Raw genomic sequence first — 16,903 nt, 5'->3', positions numbered from 1 at the left:
AACTTGGGAGGAATTAGCGGTTACTGAACAAATTTCCGCATTGCCAATGCCAACGTCAGAACCAACCCGCGTCACGGCACGGTCGTGTTGGTTCCCCATCAACAGGAAAACAATGTTTATTTTACAAATATTTAACACATGTTTCCTGTATCGGATCCGAGAACGAGTCTCGAACCTTCATATCCGTTTTTGAATACAGGGAATGCTGACCCGAACAAGGCCAAAGGATTTCACCCGTGCAAGGATTAATGTTTGTGCTTCAACACATATAAACATTCTCCCCCGCCCTGGAATCCGTCCCGGAGATCCCGAGAGGATCTCCAGCCCGATCGAGGAACTGCCCGGAAATTTGCGTTCCGGGTTCCCGGATGCTTCACCTGTGCAGGAACTTATGTTTGCGAGTCATCACATATAACCATTTGTTCCCACCCAGATTCCAGGCCGGAAATCAAACACATATTCCCGACCCGATCGTCCCGATACGCCCGCATCGCGGGCACACAGGGACATCCTGCGAGAATATATATTGGATCTCCCGACATATAAACATTGTCAACCCGTATCAGACCCGACTCGATTGTCGGGCCCTCACAGCGGTTGAGGGGACACGAGATCAGACCGCCCTTGAAGGGCTGCACGAACCGACGTCCTGACAACACAGCCTTACTATGTTACCATCAATGCCATATAAACATTATCCTGCTTCGTCGGATCCAAGCACCCGGCTTCGACCCCCATAACCGTTGAGATATTCGGACATTCTGCACATTCGTGCAGAATTCGCACGGATTTTGCTCTCAACCTGGCTACTACATGTTAACGGCGGAGGTATTTATACATTTACCCCACACCCGTTCAAAAAAGTGGAATCGCGTCGCGAAATCACCCGGATTAACCACTCAGAAGACTTCACCGGAGGCCCGGAGCGCAGGAACATCCCATGCGCGCACCACCACCGATCCTGTATCCGGCAGAATTGTCGCGAAAAAAGGGATAAACGGCCTCATCCAGCCGTTTACAGATCCTGGCCGGCCTCTCCGGCTTCGTTGTCGGGGATATGCTCGCCGACATAGATCTCACCGAAGAACTCGTCCTGCCAGAGCGCGAGTTTGCCCTCGAGCATCAAGAACAAGAGCGGGATGTAGACCTCACGGCGGCTCCTCCCGATAGCGCCGGAGAGATCGTCAAGCGTCAGAATATCGCCTTTCTGGGCGGCGCGCTGAAACTCCTGCATGACGACATCGACCGCACCCCGGTATCCCTCATCGTGCGCCACCGCCACCACGTCTCCGGCGCTGAGATCGAGCTCCGGCTCTCTCGCCACAGGAACCCGTTTGCGCTGCCTGCGGCGTTGCTCCTTCTCCGCAGTCTTCAACTGCTTGATGAGTTCATAGAGCGTGACCGGCGGGCGTTTCCGCAGCTTCTTCCGTCCCAGGCGACGCTGGATCTCCCGCTCCAGGCGATCCATCGGCTCCAGATCCCCGGCAGACTCGAAGTCGAACCCGAGATCCTCAAACGATTCATCCTCATCGTCGGCAAACGACTCCTCGTCCTCTTCTTCGCCCCAGCCGTCAAGGTAATCCGACTTCAGGCGTAGCAGGCACGCGGCATAAAAAAGCGTCCTCCCCGAGATCCGCAGGTCGAGTTCCTTCCTCCGGTCGAGTTCGGCGAGGAACCGGTCGGTCACGTCCACGATATCGATGTTCCAGGGATCGACCTCCCCCCGCTCGGCCATGCCGGCCAGGATCTCGACAGGCTCCTCATCCATTGTTCTGCACACCGGTCACGTAGGTGCTCTTGTCGGCGCGGATCGTCACGCCCACGATGCGGTCGGCGCGCTCGATCATCGGTTTTCTAAGCGACACGATGATCGACTGCGCATTCCCCGAGAGGTCGCTCATCATGGCGGCAATGCGGCCGACGTTGTTCCCATCGAGGAACATATCCACCTCATCGAGCGCGTAGAACGGCGCGGGCATGAACTGCTGGATAGAGAAGATGAACGCGAGCGTGGTCAGCGACTTCTCGCCTCCTGAAAGCGAAGAGAGGAGGTGAACCTTCTTGTCGCGCGGCTGCACCGCAAACGTCATGCCGCCGGCGAAGGGATCCTCCTCGTTATCGAGGATGAGCCTCCCGCTCCCGTCGGTCAGGCGCGCGAAGATATCGCGGAAGTTCGTGTCGATCGCAGTAAATGCGGTCATGAAAGCATCATACTTCATCTTCTCGTACTTCTCGATCCGCTCGAGAAGCATCATCCGCTCCCGCGAAAGCACCTCTTTCTTCCCCGTCCGCTCCTCCACACGGGCAGCGACCCGGTCGCACTCCTCGATCGCGAGCATGTTCACCGCACCGATCTTCTTCAACGCCCGCTCGGCCTCCGCAATCCCGGCGTCGATGGCAGCGAGATCGAGATCGGTCTCCACGTCGCCGGCCTGCTCCCGGAGCACCGCAAGTTCCGCCAGGAGCGACTGTTCCCGCTCGTTGAGCGCATCGATCTGCATCCGGATCCGCTCCATCGCGCCCGAGAGTTCGAGAGCGCGCTGGTCGAGCACCCGGATCTCCGTAAGGATCCGGTCGCGTTTCTCATGCAGACCGGCAAGTTCGTCGGAGAACTCCTTCTGGCGCGCCTCGAGCTGCACGATCAGACGGTGCTGCTCCCCAATCTGCTCCTCCGTGGCCGTGATCTCACCGTCGATCTCCCGGTTCTTCGCCTCCAGGCGGCCCCGTTCCGCAGAAAGTTCCTCGATGCGGTTCGCGAAGTGCTGGCGTTCGCGTTTCGCGTCGGTGATGTCGGCGTCCTTGTTCCGGAGCCGCCGCTCGATATCCTCGACCGCCTTACGGATGCCCTCGTACCGCTCGGTGAGCACCGGAACCTCGGTGTTGTCGAGTTTCTTCTTGAGATCGTCGATCTCCGCCGAGACCTGCGCGATCTCGCCGGTTATCCGTTCGAGATCATCCTCGAGTCGCGCAAGTTCCTCGCCGCCGTTCTTCGCGGCATCAAGCATCTCGCGCAGACTCTCTTCGAGCGTCTGCTTCTCGCCGGAAAGCACCTCGATGCGCTTCTGGTACTCGTCCACCAGCATGCGGTAGCGCGCAACCTGCTCTTCGATCGAACTCCGCTCAGCCCGCTTCGTCTCCGCGGCCACGGCAAACCGGCCGATGGACGCCTCGATCTCGCCTGCCTCCGCCTCGAGTTCGGCAAGCTTCGCGCGGACCTGCGCGATCTCGTCGTCGACCGCCACCCCGAACCCGCGAACCTTCTTCTTTCCCTGGGACCCGCCGGTCATGGCACCGCTCCTCTCGACGAAATCACCCTCCAGGGTGACCATCCTGTACCGGCCCATCAACCGCCGCGCCCGCTCGATGGTATCCACCACCACCGTCGCGCCGAAGACCACCCGGAACGCGCGGTCGAACGCCGGGTCAAACTCCAGGAGATCGACCGCGTAGCCGACGATGCCCGGATCGGCCTCGAGCGGCGAGAGGATCGGGGGGCGGAGTTTGTTGAGCGGCAGGAACGTGACTCGTCCAAGCCGGTTCTCTTTCAAGTAGCGGATTGCATCGGACGCAACCGCATCGGTATCGACGACGACCCACCTGAGCCGGCCCATCGCCGCCACATCGAGCGCGGTCGCATACTCCGGCGGCGCCCGGCCGAGCTGCGCAACGGCGCCGTGAACGCCGTCCATCCCGAGCACGAAGTCCATCGCCTTCCCGCCGGCATCGCCGTGCGCCTGCTGCTGCGCCTCCAGGCGCATCAGGCTCTGCTCGTTCTCCCGGATCTCCTTCTTAAGCCGATCGAGCGCCGACCGCCGCGCAAAGAGCGTACTCTCCGCCTCGGAGAGATTTCGTTCGACCTGGCGTTTCTGCGCCTCGCAGTCGGCCATGCAGGAAGAGTACTCCGCGACCTGCTCCTGCTTGTTCGTGAGTTCCTCCTCGATCTGGACGATACGGGCGTCCAGGCGTTCCCGCTCCGACGTCCGCATCCGGCTCTTCTCGATGAAGAGGTCCTGTTCACGGAGGATCTTCGACCGGAGTTCCTTCTTGCTCTCGAGATCCTGCATCTTTGCGAAGAGCTGGTCTTTTACCCCTTCGACCTCCTTGCTCTCGCTCGCGATACGCTCCTCGACCTTCTTCATCTCGTCCTGCTGCGTCGCGAGTTCCATAGCAAGGTTTGCCCGGTCGATCGAGAGGTTGCGGATCTGCGCGGCGCATTCCTCGACTTTCGCCTCGGCGCGTTTCCCGTCAAGGTAGATCCGCTGGACAGCCTCGGCATTCTCGTCCCGGTTGACCTTCAGTCGCTCGATGTTCTTCTCGCCGAGCTTGATCGCGCTTCGCGCCTCTTCGAGTCGTCCGACGAGTTCGAGATACTCGGGACCGCTTTTGCGGTTTATCTCCTCGTCGACAGCCTGCTGGCGTCCGCGCGCCTCCTCGATCTCGCGTTTGACGGCCTCCACCTCGCCTTCGGTGCGTGCGACCGCCGCTTGCTGGTCGTGCATGAGACCGTGAAGGGTGCCGAGCTCCTGCTCTTTCTGCCGGACGAGCGCCGACCCCCGGCACTGCCCGAGGTGCTCGAGTTTCTCCTGCCACTGCCGGTACTCCATCGCCTGCTCGCGCTCGTGCTGGAGCGCGTCCAGCCGCGCTACGAGCTCGTTTAAGAGGAGTTCCTCGCGCTCGAGCCGTTCCCGCACCACCTCAAGCTCCGAGAATGCCTGCCCACGCTTGTGATCGAACTCGGCGACACCCGCTATCTCGTCGATGATTTTGCGCCGTTCACCATCGGTCATCTCCATGATGCGGGTGATATCACCCTGCATCACGACGTTGTAGCCTTCCGGCTTGATCCCGATCTTCGCGAGGAACTCGATGACGTCGGCCTGCTTGCAGAGACGGTTGTTGAGATAGTTGTAACTGTAGTATCCCGTCGCCGTCCGCTTGATCCGGCGGCGGATCGTCGTGCCGTCCGAGAACGTGACCGTCACCTCGGCGGTGTTCTTCCCGGAATTGACGTTGATGAGATCCGTCAGCTTCTCGGCCCGCAGCCCCCGCGCACCCGAAAGGGCCAGGACGAAGAGGATACTGTCGATGATATTGCTCTTTCCGGAGCCGTTCGGACCCGAGACGACGGTAAATCCTTCAAAAAAAGGAATTTTCGTCTTTCTGGCGAAAGACTTGAAGTTGTCGATCTCAAGCTGCGTGATATACAAGGACGGGACTCCCTTAACCTACCGATCAAAGGTCGACCGTGTCGTCCTCTTCAGCCTGGATGACATCATCCACCGGCCGTTTCTTCTGTTCGACGAAGAGCTTGCGTTCAGACGGCTTGCCGCCTTTCCCCCGCCCCTTCGTCGGTACGCCCCTCGAACCGGTGCTGGCGACGATGTACTCGGAGGACCTCCTCGGCTCCGGTTTCAGCGTCCCGTCATTCTGCATGATGAGTTCGAGATCCCGATCATCCTCCGGAGCGGGCGCAGGCGGTTGTTCCTCCACCGGGCGCGCAGGGGTCTTTCGCTCCGCGGCACGCACGGGGCGTGGTTCTGCCGCAGGACGGGGTTCCGCCTCGGCGCGCGGTTCCGCCTGGAGCGAAACGGGGCCCTTCTTCGCTTCTACCGGCACCGGCGGCTTCCGGCACTCGTCCGCATCCCGGGCGAGTTTCATCACGATCGACTTGATGTCCAGGATCTCTTCCGTCAGACCTTTCACCACGGCTTCGAGCTCCCGCACCTTCCGCTCAAGGTCGCGCAGGCGCTCGTCCCCCGCCTCTGGCGCCCGGGACTGCCCGCGATCTTCTGCCAGGCCCCTCATCATGTCCTCGAACTCCCGCACTTTCTGCTCAAGGTCGCGCAGGCGCTCGTCCCCCGCCTCCGATACCGGCGGCTGCTCTCGCTCTCTCATGGTCTCCATCTCCTTCTCGCGCTCCGCAAGTTCCCGCTCAAGAAATCGTATTCTTGCATCTTTCTGCGCCATTATCTCCCTCAAACTAATCCTTGATAATAATTACGTAATAATATTACTATAGATTCCCCAAATGAAGAAGTATTACATTTAATTCAGGATGCCGCCGGGGAAATCCCGGCACCCGTCACGCCTGAACCCCGCAACCATCACCCGCCCGGGCGCATACCCGCGCCTCCATAGGCCGTACAACGACTTCCAGGCAGCCTTGAGAAGCCCCCTATAAAGAAAGCATATTACCTCAACGGAGCAACCCTTTTTCTGCATGTCTAGTCTGGCAAACTTCGATCCTGAAGTCGCAGGCCTCATCGAGAAAGAGCGCCTGCGTCAGATCAACGGGTTGGAATTGATCGCCTCCGAAAATGTCGTCAGTAAGGCGGTTCTCGAGGCGATGGGTTCTATCATGACCAATAAATATGCCGAGGGATACCCCGGCAAGCGTTATTACGGCGGTTGCGAGTTCCATGATGTCGTGGAGAATCTGGCGCGCGACCGGCTCTGCGACCTCTTCGGGGCCGAGCACGCGAACGTCCAGCCCCATTCGGGGAGCCAGGCGAACCAGGCGGTCTACTTCGCCTACCTCGGCTACAAGGACAGGATCATGAGCCAGAGCCTCACCCAGGGCGGCCACCTCTCTCACGGCTCACCGGTCAATATCACCGGGCGCTGGTACTCCATCTTCCATTACGGTGTCGATTCCGAGAGCGAGACGCTCGACTACGCGGCAATCGAGGACCTGGCACGGACGGTGAAACCCCAGATGATCGTCTGCGGCGCGAGCGCCTACCCGCGCGAGATCGATTTCAAGGCCTTCCAGGAGATCGCCGATACCGTCGGCGCGAAGTGCATGGCCGATATCGCCCACATCGCCGGACTCTGCGCGACCGGACACCACAACTCCCCGGTCGGGGTCGTCGACATCGTGACGACGACGACGCACAAGACCCTGCGCGGCCCCCGCGGCGGCGCCATCATGTGCAGCAACGAAGACGCCCAGGCGATCGACAAGTCCATCTTCCCGGGAATGCAGGGCGGCCCGCTGATGCACACAATCGCGGCGAAGGCGGTCTGTTTCAAGGAAGCCCTGACCCCCGCGTATAAGGACTACTGCGGGCAGGTCGTCAAGAACGCAAAGACGATGGCCGACGTCCTCGCAAGCGAAGGGCTCGATCTCGTCTCCGGCGGCACCGACAATCACCTCATCCTGCTCGACCTGACCGGGGTCTCTACGAACGGCGAGCACCTCACGGGTCTTGCGGCCGAGGTCGCGCTCGGCGAAGCCGGCATCACCGTGAACAAGAACACCATCCCCCGCGAACAGCTCAGCCCCTTCGTGACGAGCGGTCTCAGGATCGGTACGCCTGCCGTCACCTCCCGCGGTATGAAAGAGGAGGAGATGAAGCAGATCGCTCACTGGATCGCCCGGGTCGTCAAAGACATCGCGCAGGACAAGACCTCTAAGAAGGCGATCACCGAAGTGAGAGAAGAAGTTATAGCCCTCGCGAGCAAGTATCCCCTCTACCCTGAAGTAGCATGATACTCGACGGCAAAGCAGTCTCGGAGAAGAGGCTCGAGATTCTCAAGGAGAAGATAGACGAGTCCGGGCTCTACCCGCGCCTCGCGACCGTCATCGTGGGCGAAGACCCTGCGTCGCAGATGTACGTCCGCATGAAGCACCGGGCGTGCGAGCGCGTCGGGATCGGATCGGTCGGGATCGAACTCCCGGCGGACGTCACGACAGAGCGGGTGCTCGAGGCGGTCACGCGCCTCAACAACGATCCCGATATCAACGGTATCCTGGTCCAGCTCCCGCTCCCGGCCGGGGTCGATACCACCCGCGTCATTGAAGCGGTCGCGCCCGAAAAGGACGTGGACGGGTTCCACCCCTGCAACCTCGGCAGGCTGTTTTCCGGAACCCCGCTCTTTGCACCCTGCACTCCGCAGGGGATCATGACGATCCTCGACGAATACAAGATCCCGATCCGCGGCAAGCGGGCGGTTGTCGTCGGCCGGAGTATCGACGTCGGCCGGCCCATGGCCGCCCTGCTCCTGAACGTCGATGCGACCGTCACCATATGTCACTCGAAGACCGAGGATCTCGAAGCGGAGATGAGAAACGCCGATATCCTGGTCAGCGCGATCGGAAAAGCGAAGTTTGTCGGATCAACGATGGTGAAAGAAGGCGCGACGGTGATCGATGTCGGGATCAACCAGGACGAGCAGGGCAAACTCTGCGGCGATGTCGATTTCGAGGCGGTGAAAGACCGGGCGGGAGCGATAACCCCGGTGCCCGGAGGCGTCGGCCCCATGACCATCGCGACGCTGATGGAAAATACGTTCATGGCGGCCAAGTTGAGGACATGCGACAATACCACTGTATGGTAAACCGTCTCCGGATCGGCGCCGGCGCCCCTGTTCGCCTGATGGGCGTCATCAACTGTAGCCCCGAGTCGTTCTATCGGGGCTCCTATATCCCGGCCGGAGAGGTACACGACCGCGCACTCGCCATGGTGGCGGCGGGCGCCGATATGATCGATCTCGGGGCGCAGAGCACGGCCCCGGGCTCTTCTCCCATCACCGTCGCCGAGGAGGCGGCACGGGTGGACGCGGCTCTCTCGGAACTCGATGGAACCGGGATCACCCTCTCGGTGGACACCCGGCACCCGGAGGTGCTCGATGTCTGTCTCCGCCACGATGTTCATGCGGTGAACGATATCTCCGGGCTCACCGACGAGCGCTACGCGCGAGCGGTCGCCGACTCCGGGCTGCCGGTCTTCGCGATGGCGAGTTGCCGCGAACCCGGCGATGCCGCCGGGATTGCCGCCACAAAGAAAGCCCTCGAAGCGGTTGTTACGAGGTGCGCGCGCTTCGGGGTCGAGGAATACGTCCTCGATCCCGCTGTCGGACGCTGGACCCCCGGCCGAACGAGCGAGCACGACTGGGAACTCTGCCGGAACTTCTCCTCGTTCCTGGAGTTCGGCCGCCCGGTGCTTGCCGCGATATCGAGGAAGACGTTTATCGGCGACCTGCTCGGCCGCCAGCCCGAGGACCGGCTCGCGGGAACCCTCGCGCTCACGACGATGCTCGTCGACGCGGGAGCGGCCGTCGTGCGGAGCCACGACGTCGCGGAGACCGCCGACCTCCTGTGGGTTCATGCAACAATGAGGCAGACATGACAACACCTTCATTCTCGGTATATGGTCTTGCGACCCCCCTGCTCCGCCCCGGCGACGACGTCGCGGAGCACCTTCTCTCGTCCGTCGAACGCTCGGCCGTCCGGGGGTTCGAGACGGGCGACGTCGTGGTCGTCGCGGAGTCCGCTCTCGCCACCGCCGAAAACCGGGTCGTGCAGCTCGCCGATGTCGAACCGTCGGCAAAAGCCCTCCGGTTCGCCGAAGAGTTCGATATGGATCCCCGCCACGCCGAGGTGGTGCTCCGCGAGAGCGACCGGATCGTCGGCGGTATTCCCGGGTTCCTGCTCTGCTTGAAGAACGGGACGCTCCTGCCGAACGCCGGGATCGACGCTTCGAACGCCCCGGAGGGGTCGCTCGTCCTCCTTCCTCTCGATCCGGACGCATCCGCGGCGCGGATACGTGCCACGATCGCGGAGCGGTCGGGTGCCGACGTCGGGGTCATCGTCATCGATTCCCGGACGCACGCGATGCGTCTCGGGTGCTCCGGGGTCGCGATCGGGTGCTCGGGCATCCCTTCGGTGGTCGATGAGCGCGGGAAAAAAGATCTCTTCGGCCGCGAACTCGAGGTCACAAAAAGGGCGGTGGCGGACTGTATCGCGTCCGCCGCCGAACTCGTGATGGGAGAGGCGGGGGAGTGCGTCCCCGCGGCCGTGGTGCGGGGCGTCGGGCTTGTCGTCGGCGATTACACCGGGGTCGCCACGATCGACGCTTCAGAGTGCCTCTTCATGGGGGTGGCGCTGCACACCGACCCGTCCCTTCTCGTCAAGGACAATCGAGAATCCTGAGTTCTCCAGGTACTCTCTGCTTTTTCTCCCTTTTCCGTGAATGAGGATCTCGACCAGGTCCTCTTTCTCGTCGATATCGGTCGACATCCGAAACGAATCGATCACCTCGACGGAGAAGCCGCACTCCTCTGCGATCCGCATGTGGTCGAGGAAACTCGCGCCGTAGTAGTCGGCGCGGAAGCACTGCGGCTTTTTGAGGAAGATGATGTTCGTCCCGCCGCCCCGGCCCGGCACGATGGCCATGTCCTTCTCGGTGCGGATCAGCCGCTGGATGCCCCCGGCGGTCACCAGGGGGATATCAGCCATGATGATGAGCGCCGGGCAGTGGAACTGCTTGAGCGCCCAGTTGATGGCCTCGTTGAGCGGCTCCGTCCGGACGGCGATGAGGGCGTTCTCGTGTTTGAAGGAGTGAGTGCAGAGGAGGGTGGCGCTGCACCCGGACTTCTGCACGGCGGCGATCACGTCTTCAAGCATCGCCCGGGCGAACGCTTCCCGTTCCTCCTGGTTGAGGATACAGGAGAGGCGCGTCTTGGGGTTTACTGGCTTAAAGGGGATGAGCGCGTGGAAGTACATTGAGAAACGGTTGTCGGGGCAGTATCAAAAAGGCATCGTTTCCCGTGCGGTGGGATAAGGCCGGCCCGGGTTAAATCGAAAGCTCCGTCTCTCACCTATGTGGTGTTCACGCTTCGGTTCTCGCACTTCGAAACCCTTCGGGTTTCTCATGCTCCTGCCATTCTGCCAGTCGCACTTCGAACCTGGCGGTGCTCATGCTCCTGCCATTCTGCCAGTCGCACTTCGAACCTGGCGGTGCTCATGCTCCTGCCATTCTGCCAGTCGCACTTCGAAACCCTTCGGGTTTCTCATGCTCGCTACGCTCGCACTTCGCACCTCCGGCTATCTTGACGATCTGCTCACGCGAAGACGCGAAGTCCAATATAGTTGCCTGAAACTCCCTTCGCGTTCTTCGCGCGAGGCCATGTCACCCTCACGACCGAAAGTTCATGTGAGACGATGCCGACATGTACCCATGCACCGCCGCGTGATCACCTTCTCAAAGAACGCGTTTCTCCCCTTAACAACGGTCTGCGCAAACCGCTGCGGCTACTGCTGTTTCCGCACTCCCGTGCGGGAAGGGTGCGTCATGCCGCCCGACGAGGCGATCCGGACGCTGGAAGCGAGCGCGGCCCTCGGGTGCACGGAAGCGCTCTTCACCTTCGGGGAACGGCCCGGCGCGGTGCCGGGCTTTGGCGAGATGCTCGGTCGGCTCGGCTACGCGGATATCCTCGACTACGTCTACGACCTCTCCCTCGCGGCCATCGACCGCGGTCTTTTGCCGCACACCAACGCCGGCATCCTCACCTACGAGGAACTCGACCGGCTCCGTAAGGTGAACGCGAGCATGGGGCTGATGCTCGAGACGACCGCGGACGTTCCAGCGCACAGGAACTCGCCGGGGAAGGACCCGGAGGTCAGGATCGAGATGATCGAGAACGCCGGAAAACTCTCGATACCGTTCACGACCGGCATTCTGCTCGGGATCGGTGAGACGGCGGACGACCGCGAGGAGTCGCTCCGGGTCATCGCCGACCTCCACCGGCGCTTTGGCCACATCCAGGAGGTGATCGTCCAGAACTTCTGCCCGAAACCCGGGACTGCGATGGAAGGCGCACCGGTTCCCGGCACCGACGAGATCTGTGCGACGATTCGCCTCGCCCGGGAGATCCTCCCCTCAGACGTGGCGGTGCAGATACCCCCGAACCTTGCGGACGCATCGCACCTGATCGGGTGCGGCGTCAACGATCTCGGCGGGGTCTCTCCGCTCACCATCGATTACGTCAACCCCGAGCACCCCTGGCCGCAGATCGACGAACTCCGGCGGATCGCCGGGGACGCCGAACTCCGCGAACGGCTCTGTATCTACCCGCAGCACATCGAGAAGGGCTGGTACCCCTCCCTGCTCGAACCCCTGATCCGGCGGCTCGCGGAGAGGATTGCCATATCGGGCCGGGGCGGGGGTGCATAACCTCATGACGAATCCCGGACAACACATATCAGGAGATCGGGCCATGAAACAGGTTGACCTCCTCTACACGGGGAAGGCTAAATCCGTCTATCGCACCGACGACCCGGAAGTATACATCATGAAGTTCCGGGACGACATCACGGCGTTCGACGGCGAGAAGAAAGACACCCTGGAAGGAAAAGGGAGATACAACGCGGAAGTTTCGACTTTCATCTTCAGGTACCTGGAAGAGCACGGGATCCGGACGCACTACCTCTCGAGCATCGAGCCTGGCGTCATCACCGTGCGGAACCTTACGATGATCCCGCTCGAGGTGATCGTGAGAAACGTCGCAGCCGGGTCGATCGTGCGCAACTACCCGTTCCGGGAAGGAGAGCCGCTCGACCCGCCGTTGATCATCATCGACTACAAGAGCGACGCACATCACGACCCGATGTTAAACGACGACCTGATCTTCGCTCTCGGTCTTGCCACGCCCGAGGAACTCGACCAGATCAAGGCCCTGGCGCTCGCGATAAACGAGCTCCTCAGCGAGTACCTCGACCTGCGCGGCATCACCCTGATCGATTTCAAGATGGAGTTCGGCCGGTACAACGGTGAGATTGTCCTCGGCGACGAGATCAGCATGGACTCGATGCGGCTCTGGGACAAAGAGACCGGAACATCCCTCGACAAGGACGTCTACCGGTTCGGCAAGGGGGACGTCATGGAGACTTACGCTGGCGTCGCGAAACGAATCCTCTCCCCGCCCTGGGGCGAGCCCGCATGAGGTATACCGTAGTCATCACCATTGAACTCAAAGAAGGGATGCTCGACCCCGAGGCGCGTGCCATCCGGCACGCCCTCGCGAACCTGATGTTTCCGACCGAGGACCTGACCACGGCGCGGCTGGTGCGGATCAAGCTCGATGCACCGGATGCTGTGGCGGCACGGGAGGAGGCGGCACGGATGTGTGAGCTGCTCCTCGCGAACCCGATCATCCACGACTACACGATTGAGGTCGAGTGAGGCATGCGGTTTGCCGTGGTGCAGTTCGGCGGGCTGGTTCTCGCCTTGAGAGCAATCCAAACGGCTCGACGGAGAAGATCGCCGGTGTCCTCTCCGCGACCCGGAAGGTGCCCAGGTCGGATGACGATGTCACAATCTTTAACTCAATGATAACCAATATCGAAGAGTACAGGCGCCGGTAGGTTAGACAATTGGAGTTTTACTATGAGTGAAGAAGGGATCGAAGAGGCACGGGCCAGAGTAAAGGCATACGCGAAAGAGAAAGGGTTCATCTTAAACGTCGACGAGAAGCAGCTCGAAGCCGTCCTCCGCGGGCTCGCCCGGAACAAGGAGCGGTTCGGGGAGGCATACTGCCCCTGCAGGCTCCGGAGCGGCGACCCTGAGAAGGACCGGATCATCATCTGCCCCTGCATCTACCACGAGAAAGAGATCGAGGAGCAGGGAACCTGCCACTGCCGACTGTTCTTCAAGAAGGGCGAATAACTTTTTTCCCGTCCCGGCAGCCGTACTGCGCAAATCCGGCCTGGTGGTGCTCGAGTTCCGAACCTCCAGGAACGGAATTATCCAACGCTCGTGTTCCCGCCCTTCAAATCTACTGATTCTTTGCAGTTACAGAAGTTGTCCCAAAACGCTATTACCGGGAGGGGGGACACCCACTCGAAGACCTTCGGTCTTCTCAAGCTTCCTCCGGTCGTACCTCCCGGGACCCTCCCCCGGTGTGGGTATCCACTGGAAAGCCGTTTCACCCTTTTTGCTCAGAATGCGGCCCGGTGGGCGAGGTTGTCCCAAAACATCACTACCGGGAGGGGGGACACCCCTCCCGGACCCTCCCCCGAATGGCGATACTCTATGAAAAGCCGTTTCACCATCTTTGCCCTGGATCTGGTTCGGGTGGTAGAAACTTTGGATGTAAGCGCTCCGAACAGGGCGTACCGCAGGTTCAGAGATCTTTTTGGGACGACCTCACACATAGCACGGCTTCCGTGGTGGCTATCGCTACGCGGGGGTGGGGCTGACGGGGAGGGGGCTCGCCCCCTCCCCTGTCTCCATTGCTCAAGGAAGCATGTCCCGTCGCTTACCTCCTCAGTCCCCGGCTGTACCTGAGGACGTTGTAGACCGCATAGAACCCGACGGCCACCGCAAAGACGTAGCCCAGCGTGGCGAGAATCGAGACGTATCCGGGAACGGGGATATCGGCAACCCGGAGCACCAGCGACGAGCCCACGACGATCGCGGCGACCACCAGCCCGACGATGACCTTGTCGCTCGTCCGGTCGATGACGCCGACGATCTCGTTGAGGTCGCGGTTCTCCAGTTCGATCGTGACCGTCCCTTCCGAGAGGGTCTTTAAGGTCTCGTTCACGTTCCCGGGGATGGCAAGCAGGCCCTCCGCCGCGTCCACGATCGATCGCACCGCGCCCGTCACGTTCTCCGGGGATAACCGCTGCTGTGCCGCGATCTCCAGCAGGTACGGCCGGATCCTCTGGTCGAAGTTGAACGTCGGGTCCAGCCGGATGCCGACGTCCATAACCATGACGATCACCTTCATCATCAGCATCAGCGTCGACGGCACCCTGATGTGGTAGCGCCGAAGGGTGTCGGTCAGGCCCCGGATCGCGATCGCGAAGTTCACCCGCTCGAGTTTCATCTCCCGGTAATCCAGCATGACAAGGTAGAGGTCGTCTTTTACGGCGTCGAGGTTCGCCGGGCTGATACGCACGTCGAGTTTCCCGAGCGCGGCGATCACACCCGCGACGTCTTCGCGGGTCATCGCGAGGAGGAGGTCGACGAAGACCCGCCGTCTCTCCGGGCGGAGGACGCCGACGATGCCGTAGTCGAGGAAGACGATCTCCCCGAGTTCGGTCACCAGGAGGTTTCCCGGGTGCGGATCGCCGTGAAAGAACCCGTCGACGAAGATCTGCTGGACGTAGGCGGCGAACCCGGTGTCGGCGATCTCTTCGGGGAAGAGACCGAGACCCCGGATGGCTTCCACGTCGTCGATCCGCACCCCTTCGACGTAGTCCATCGCGAGCAGACGGGGACCGGAGATCTTCCAGTAGATCCGGGGGATCTTCACGCACTCCAGTCCCTCCAGGTTCCGCCGGAGCCGTTCCGCGTTCGCCCCGTCCTGGGAAAAGTCCAGTTCACGCCGGATCTGGGCCGAGAACTCGTCCAGCATGCCCTGCAGGTTGTATACCCGCATATCGGGGAAGATGGACTCTGCTCGCACCACGAGCGAGCGCAAGATGACGAGATCGGTCTCGATAAGGTCGGCGATCCCCGGACGCTGCACCTTGAGGGCGATGACGCGGCCGTCTTTCGTCACCGCACGGTGCACCTGCGAGAGGGAAGCCGCCGCGACCGGTTCCTCCTCGATGATGCCGAAACAGTCCTCGAGGTTCGGGCAGTACTCCATGATCACCGGCCGAATATCCTCGTACGGAACCGGGGCAACCTGGTCCTGCAGCCTCTGTAGTTCCTCGATCAGTTCGGGCGGCAGGAGTTCCCGCCGGGTGCTCATGATCTGGCCGAACTTGATGTAGGTCGGCCCCAGCTCCTCGATGGCAAGCCGGATCCGCTCGTAGACCGATTGTTTCGTTGCGGGAGGTTTTTTGAAGGCCCGCAACCGTTCCGCCCCGGGGATAACTTCCTCGACGAGGATCCCGAAACCATACTTGACCAGCACATCCGCTATCTGGCGGTAGCGCCGGAGCCGGGTGACCATCGGGGATGAATCCGCACTCCCGGTACTTAAGGAATGGGGCGGGTCATCCCCGGGAGGGGCGCCGACCCCGGGCAAGAGTCTTCCAGGGGTAGGGGACGAGGAGGAAGAGCGGCACGGCGAGGATGATCGCGAGCGGGATCGTCGCGAACCCGATTGTCAGCGTGGTCATATCGGCGATCCAGCCGGTGACCGAGACCCCCATCCCGCCGACACCGACCGCAAGCCCGAGCATCAGGCCGGAGACGAGCCCGACGTTGCCCGGGGCGATCTCGTGGGCCATGGCGACGGTGACGGCGAAGGTCGACCAGAGGATGAACCCGAAGACCATCAGCGCGACGAGCGAGAGGATGCCGCCGGTGGTGAGGAATATGACGAACGGCGGAATGGCGGTAACGAGCCCGATGATCGTGAACTCTTTGCGGCCGTAGCGGTCGGAGAGCACGCCGCCGACCACCTGCCCCAAGACCCCGGCGATGAGCGTGGCCGAGACCAGGATGTTCGCGGTCACGAGGTCGAACCCCCGCATGGTGAGGATGGTGGGGAGGAAGGCGACCGAGCCGAAGATCGCCCATGCCCGGAGGCCCGAGGCCGCGATCAGGAGGCCGATCGCCCGGTAGGAGGGTTTGGCGGCCGGGGCGATGGGTTCCGGGACGGCGGAGCGGTCGGGAGCGGGCAGGATGCGCCGGAGCACCACCGCCATCACGAGGCCGGGGACGGCGAGGATGGCGAGGCCCGGAAGGCCCATGAGGCCGACGGCGACGCCCGCACAGATCGGGCCGACGGCGTAGCCCAGGTTGCCGCCGATGACGAAGTAGGAGGTGATCCGGCCCCGGTTTGCGTCACTGGTCAGGCGGCTGACAGTGCCGAGCGCGCTCGGGTGGAAGAAGGCGTGCCCGAGCGCTGCGACGGCGACGGACGCGAGTACAAGGTAATAGTTGTCGAGCAGCCCGACGATGGAGATGAAGATCGCGCTTATGGCGACGCTCGTGCCGACGTGGACGGCAAACCCACGGGTATCGAAGACCCAGCCGACGAGCGGCTGCACGAACGACGACGTGAGGTTGTAGACCGTGACGATCAGCCCGGCGAGGAAGAACGAGTAACCCTGGTCCGCGATGAGGAGCGGGAGGATTGCAGGGAGAACGGGTGAATAGAGGTCGGTCACCAGGTGGGCGGCGGAGAGCCCCCAGACCGGCTTTGTATCAACAGTCAC

The 16,903-nt window shown here is 61.9% G+C and carries 14 protein-coding genes; 8 read left to right on the top strand and 6 right to left on the bottom strand.

From position 1 onward, the window contains the following. Window positions 1–1,015: 1,015 nt before the first annotated feature. Genes FGW20_RS01385 through FGW20_RS01375 form a run of 3 tightly spaced genes read right to left on the bottom strand, consistent with a single transcriptional unit; the run spans window position 1,016 to window position 5,967 of the window. Window positions 1,016–1,768 carry a segregation/condensation protein A gene (locus FGW20_RS01385; protein ID WP_301676317.1) on the bottom strand — a complete coding sequence of 251 codons (753 nt, stop codon included), beginning with the start codon at window positions 1,766–1,768 and terminating at the stop codon, window positions 1,016–1,018. Next, entirely contained in the window at window positions 1,761–5,207 is a 3,447-nt protein-coding gene (gene smc / locus FGW20_RS01380; RefSeq protein WP_301676316.1) for a chromosome segregation protein SMC, read from the bottom strand. The genes FGW20_RS01385 and smc overlap by 8 nt, the downstream gene beginning before the upstream one ends. Window positions 5,208–5,232: 25 nt before the next feature. Further along, a complete protein-coding gene (locus tag FGW20_RS01375; RefSeq protein WP_301676315.1) occupies window positions 5,233–5,967 on the bottom strand; it encodes a DUF7518 family protein in 735 nt (244 codons plus the stop codon). A 253-nt stretch (window positions 5,968–6,220) separates the two neighbouring features. On the opposite strand from FGW20_RS01375, the gene glyA reads away from it, so the two are divergent. From glyA to cofE, 4 genes are read left to right on the top strand one after another with little or no spacing between them, the layout of a single operon-like run. After that, window positions 6,221–7,492, top strand: coding sequence for a serine hydroxymethyltransferase (gene glyA, locus FGW20_RS01370; RefSeq protein ID WP_301676314.1), 1,272 nt, complete (start codon window positions 6,221–6,223; stop codon window positions 7,490–7,492). Next, a complete protein-coding gene (folD, locus tag FGW20_RS01365) occupies window positions 7,489–8,340 on the top strand; it encodes a bifunctional methylenetetrahydrofolate dehydrogenase/methenyltetrahydrofolate cyclohydrolase FolD (RefSeq protein WP_301676313.1) in 852 nt (283 codons plus the stop codon). Before glyA ends, folD begins: the two co-directional genes overlap by 4 nt. Beyond that, entirely contained in the window at window positions 8,334–9,131 is a 798-nt protein-coding gene (folP, locus tag FGW20_RS01360) for a dihydropteroate synthase (protein ID WP_301676312.1), read from the top strand. Before folD ends, folP begins: the two co-directional genes overlap by 7 nt. Beyond that, window positions 9,128–9,934 carry a coenzyme F420-0:L-glutamate ligase gene (gene cofE, locus FGW20_RS01355; RefSeq protein ID WP_301676311.1) on the top strand — a complete coding sequence of 269 codons (807 nt, stop codon included), beginning with the start codon at window positions 9,128–9,130 and terminating at the stop codon, window positions 9,932–9,934. Before folP ends, cofE begins: the two co-directional genes overlap by 4 nt. Here the strand turns inward: cofE and cofC are convergent. Continuing rightward, window positions 9,860–10,507: a 2-phospho-L-lactate guanylyltransferase gene (cofC, locus tag FGW20_RS01350; RefSeq protein ID WP_301676310.1), complete on the bottom strand. Its 648-nt coding sequence runs from the start codon at window positions 10,505–10,507 to the stop codon at window positions 9,860–9,862. The two genes, cofE and cofC, sit on opposite strands and share 75 nt — an antisense overlap. A gap of 454 nt (window positions 10,508–10,961) precedes the next feature. On the opposite strand from cofC, the gene cofG reads away from it, so the two are divergent. From cofG to FGW20_RS01330, 4 genes are all read left to right on the top strand, one after another. Next, window positions 10,962–11,957 (top strand): 7,8-didemethyl-8-hydroxy-5-deazariboflavin synthase subunit CofG, encoded by a 996-nt coding sequence (gene cofG, locus FGW20_RS01345; protein ID WP_301676309.1) that lies wholly within the window; start codon window positions 10,962–10,964, stop codon window positions 11,955–11,957. A gap of 43 nt (window positions 11,958–12,000) precedes the next feature. Next, complete coding sequence (gene purC, locus FGW20_RS01340) at window positions 12,001–12,726, top strand: phosphoribosylaminoimidazolesuccinocarboxamide synthase (RefSeq protein ID WP_301676308.1); 726 nt, start codon at window positions 12,001–12,003, stop codon at window positions 12,724–12,726. Then, window positions 12,723–12,965 carry a phosphoribosylformylglycinamidine synthase subunit PurS gene (gene purS, locus FGW20_RS01335; RefSeq protein ID WP_301676307.1) on the top strand — a complete coding sequence of 81 codons (243 nt, stop codon included), beginning with the start codon at window positions 12,723–12,725 and terminating at the stop codon, window positions 12,963–12,965. The genes purC and purS overlap by 4 nt, the downstream gene beginning before the upstream one ends. Window positions 12,966–13,169: 204 nt before the next feature. Beyond that, window positions 13,170–13,448 (top strand): ferredoxin-thioredoxin reductase catalytic domain-containing protein, encoded by a 279-nt coding sequence (locus FGW20_RS01330; RefSeq protein WP_301676306.1) that lies wholly within the window; start codon window positions 13,170–13,172, stop codon window positions 13,446–13,448. A 592-nt stretch (window positions 13,449–14,040) separates the two neighbouring features. Here the strand turns inward: FGW20_RS01330 and FGW20_RS01325 are convergent. Together FGW20_RS01325 and FGW20_RS01320 are read right to left on the bottom strand one after the other, a co-directional pair. After that, window positions 14,041–15,690, bottom strand: a complete 1,650-nt coding sequence (locus tag FGW20_RS01325) for an ABC1 kinase family protein (protein ID WP_301676305.1) — start codon at window positions 15,688–15,690, stop codon at window positions 14,041–14,043. A 43-nt stretch (window positions 15,691–15,733) separates the two neighbouring features. Next, a complete protein-coding gene (locus FGW20_RS01320) occupies window positions 15,734–16,903 on the bottom strand; it encodes an MFS transporter (protein WP_301676304.1) in 1,170 nt (389 codons plus the stop codon).

The sequence above is a fragment of the Methanoculleus methanifontis genome (assembly GCF_030464365.1).
GTDB lineage: Archaea > Halobacteriota > Methanomicrobia > Methanomicrobiales > Methanoculleaceae > Methanoculleus > Methanoculleus methanifontis.
This window is presented reverse-complemented; position numbering and strand designations above follow the sequence as displayed.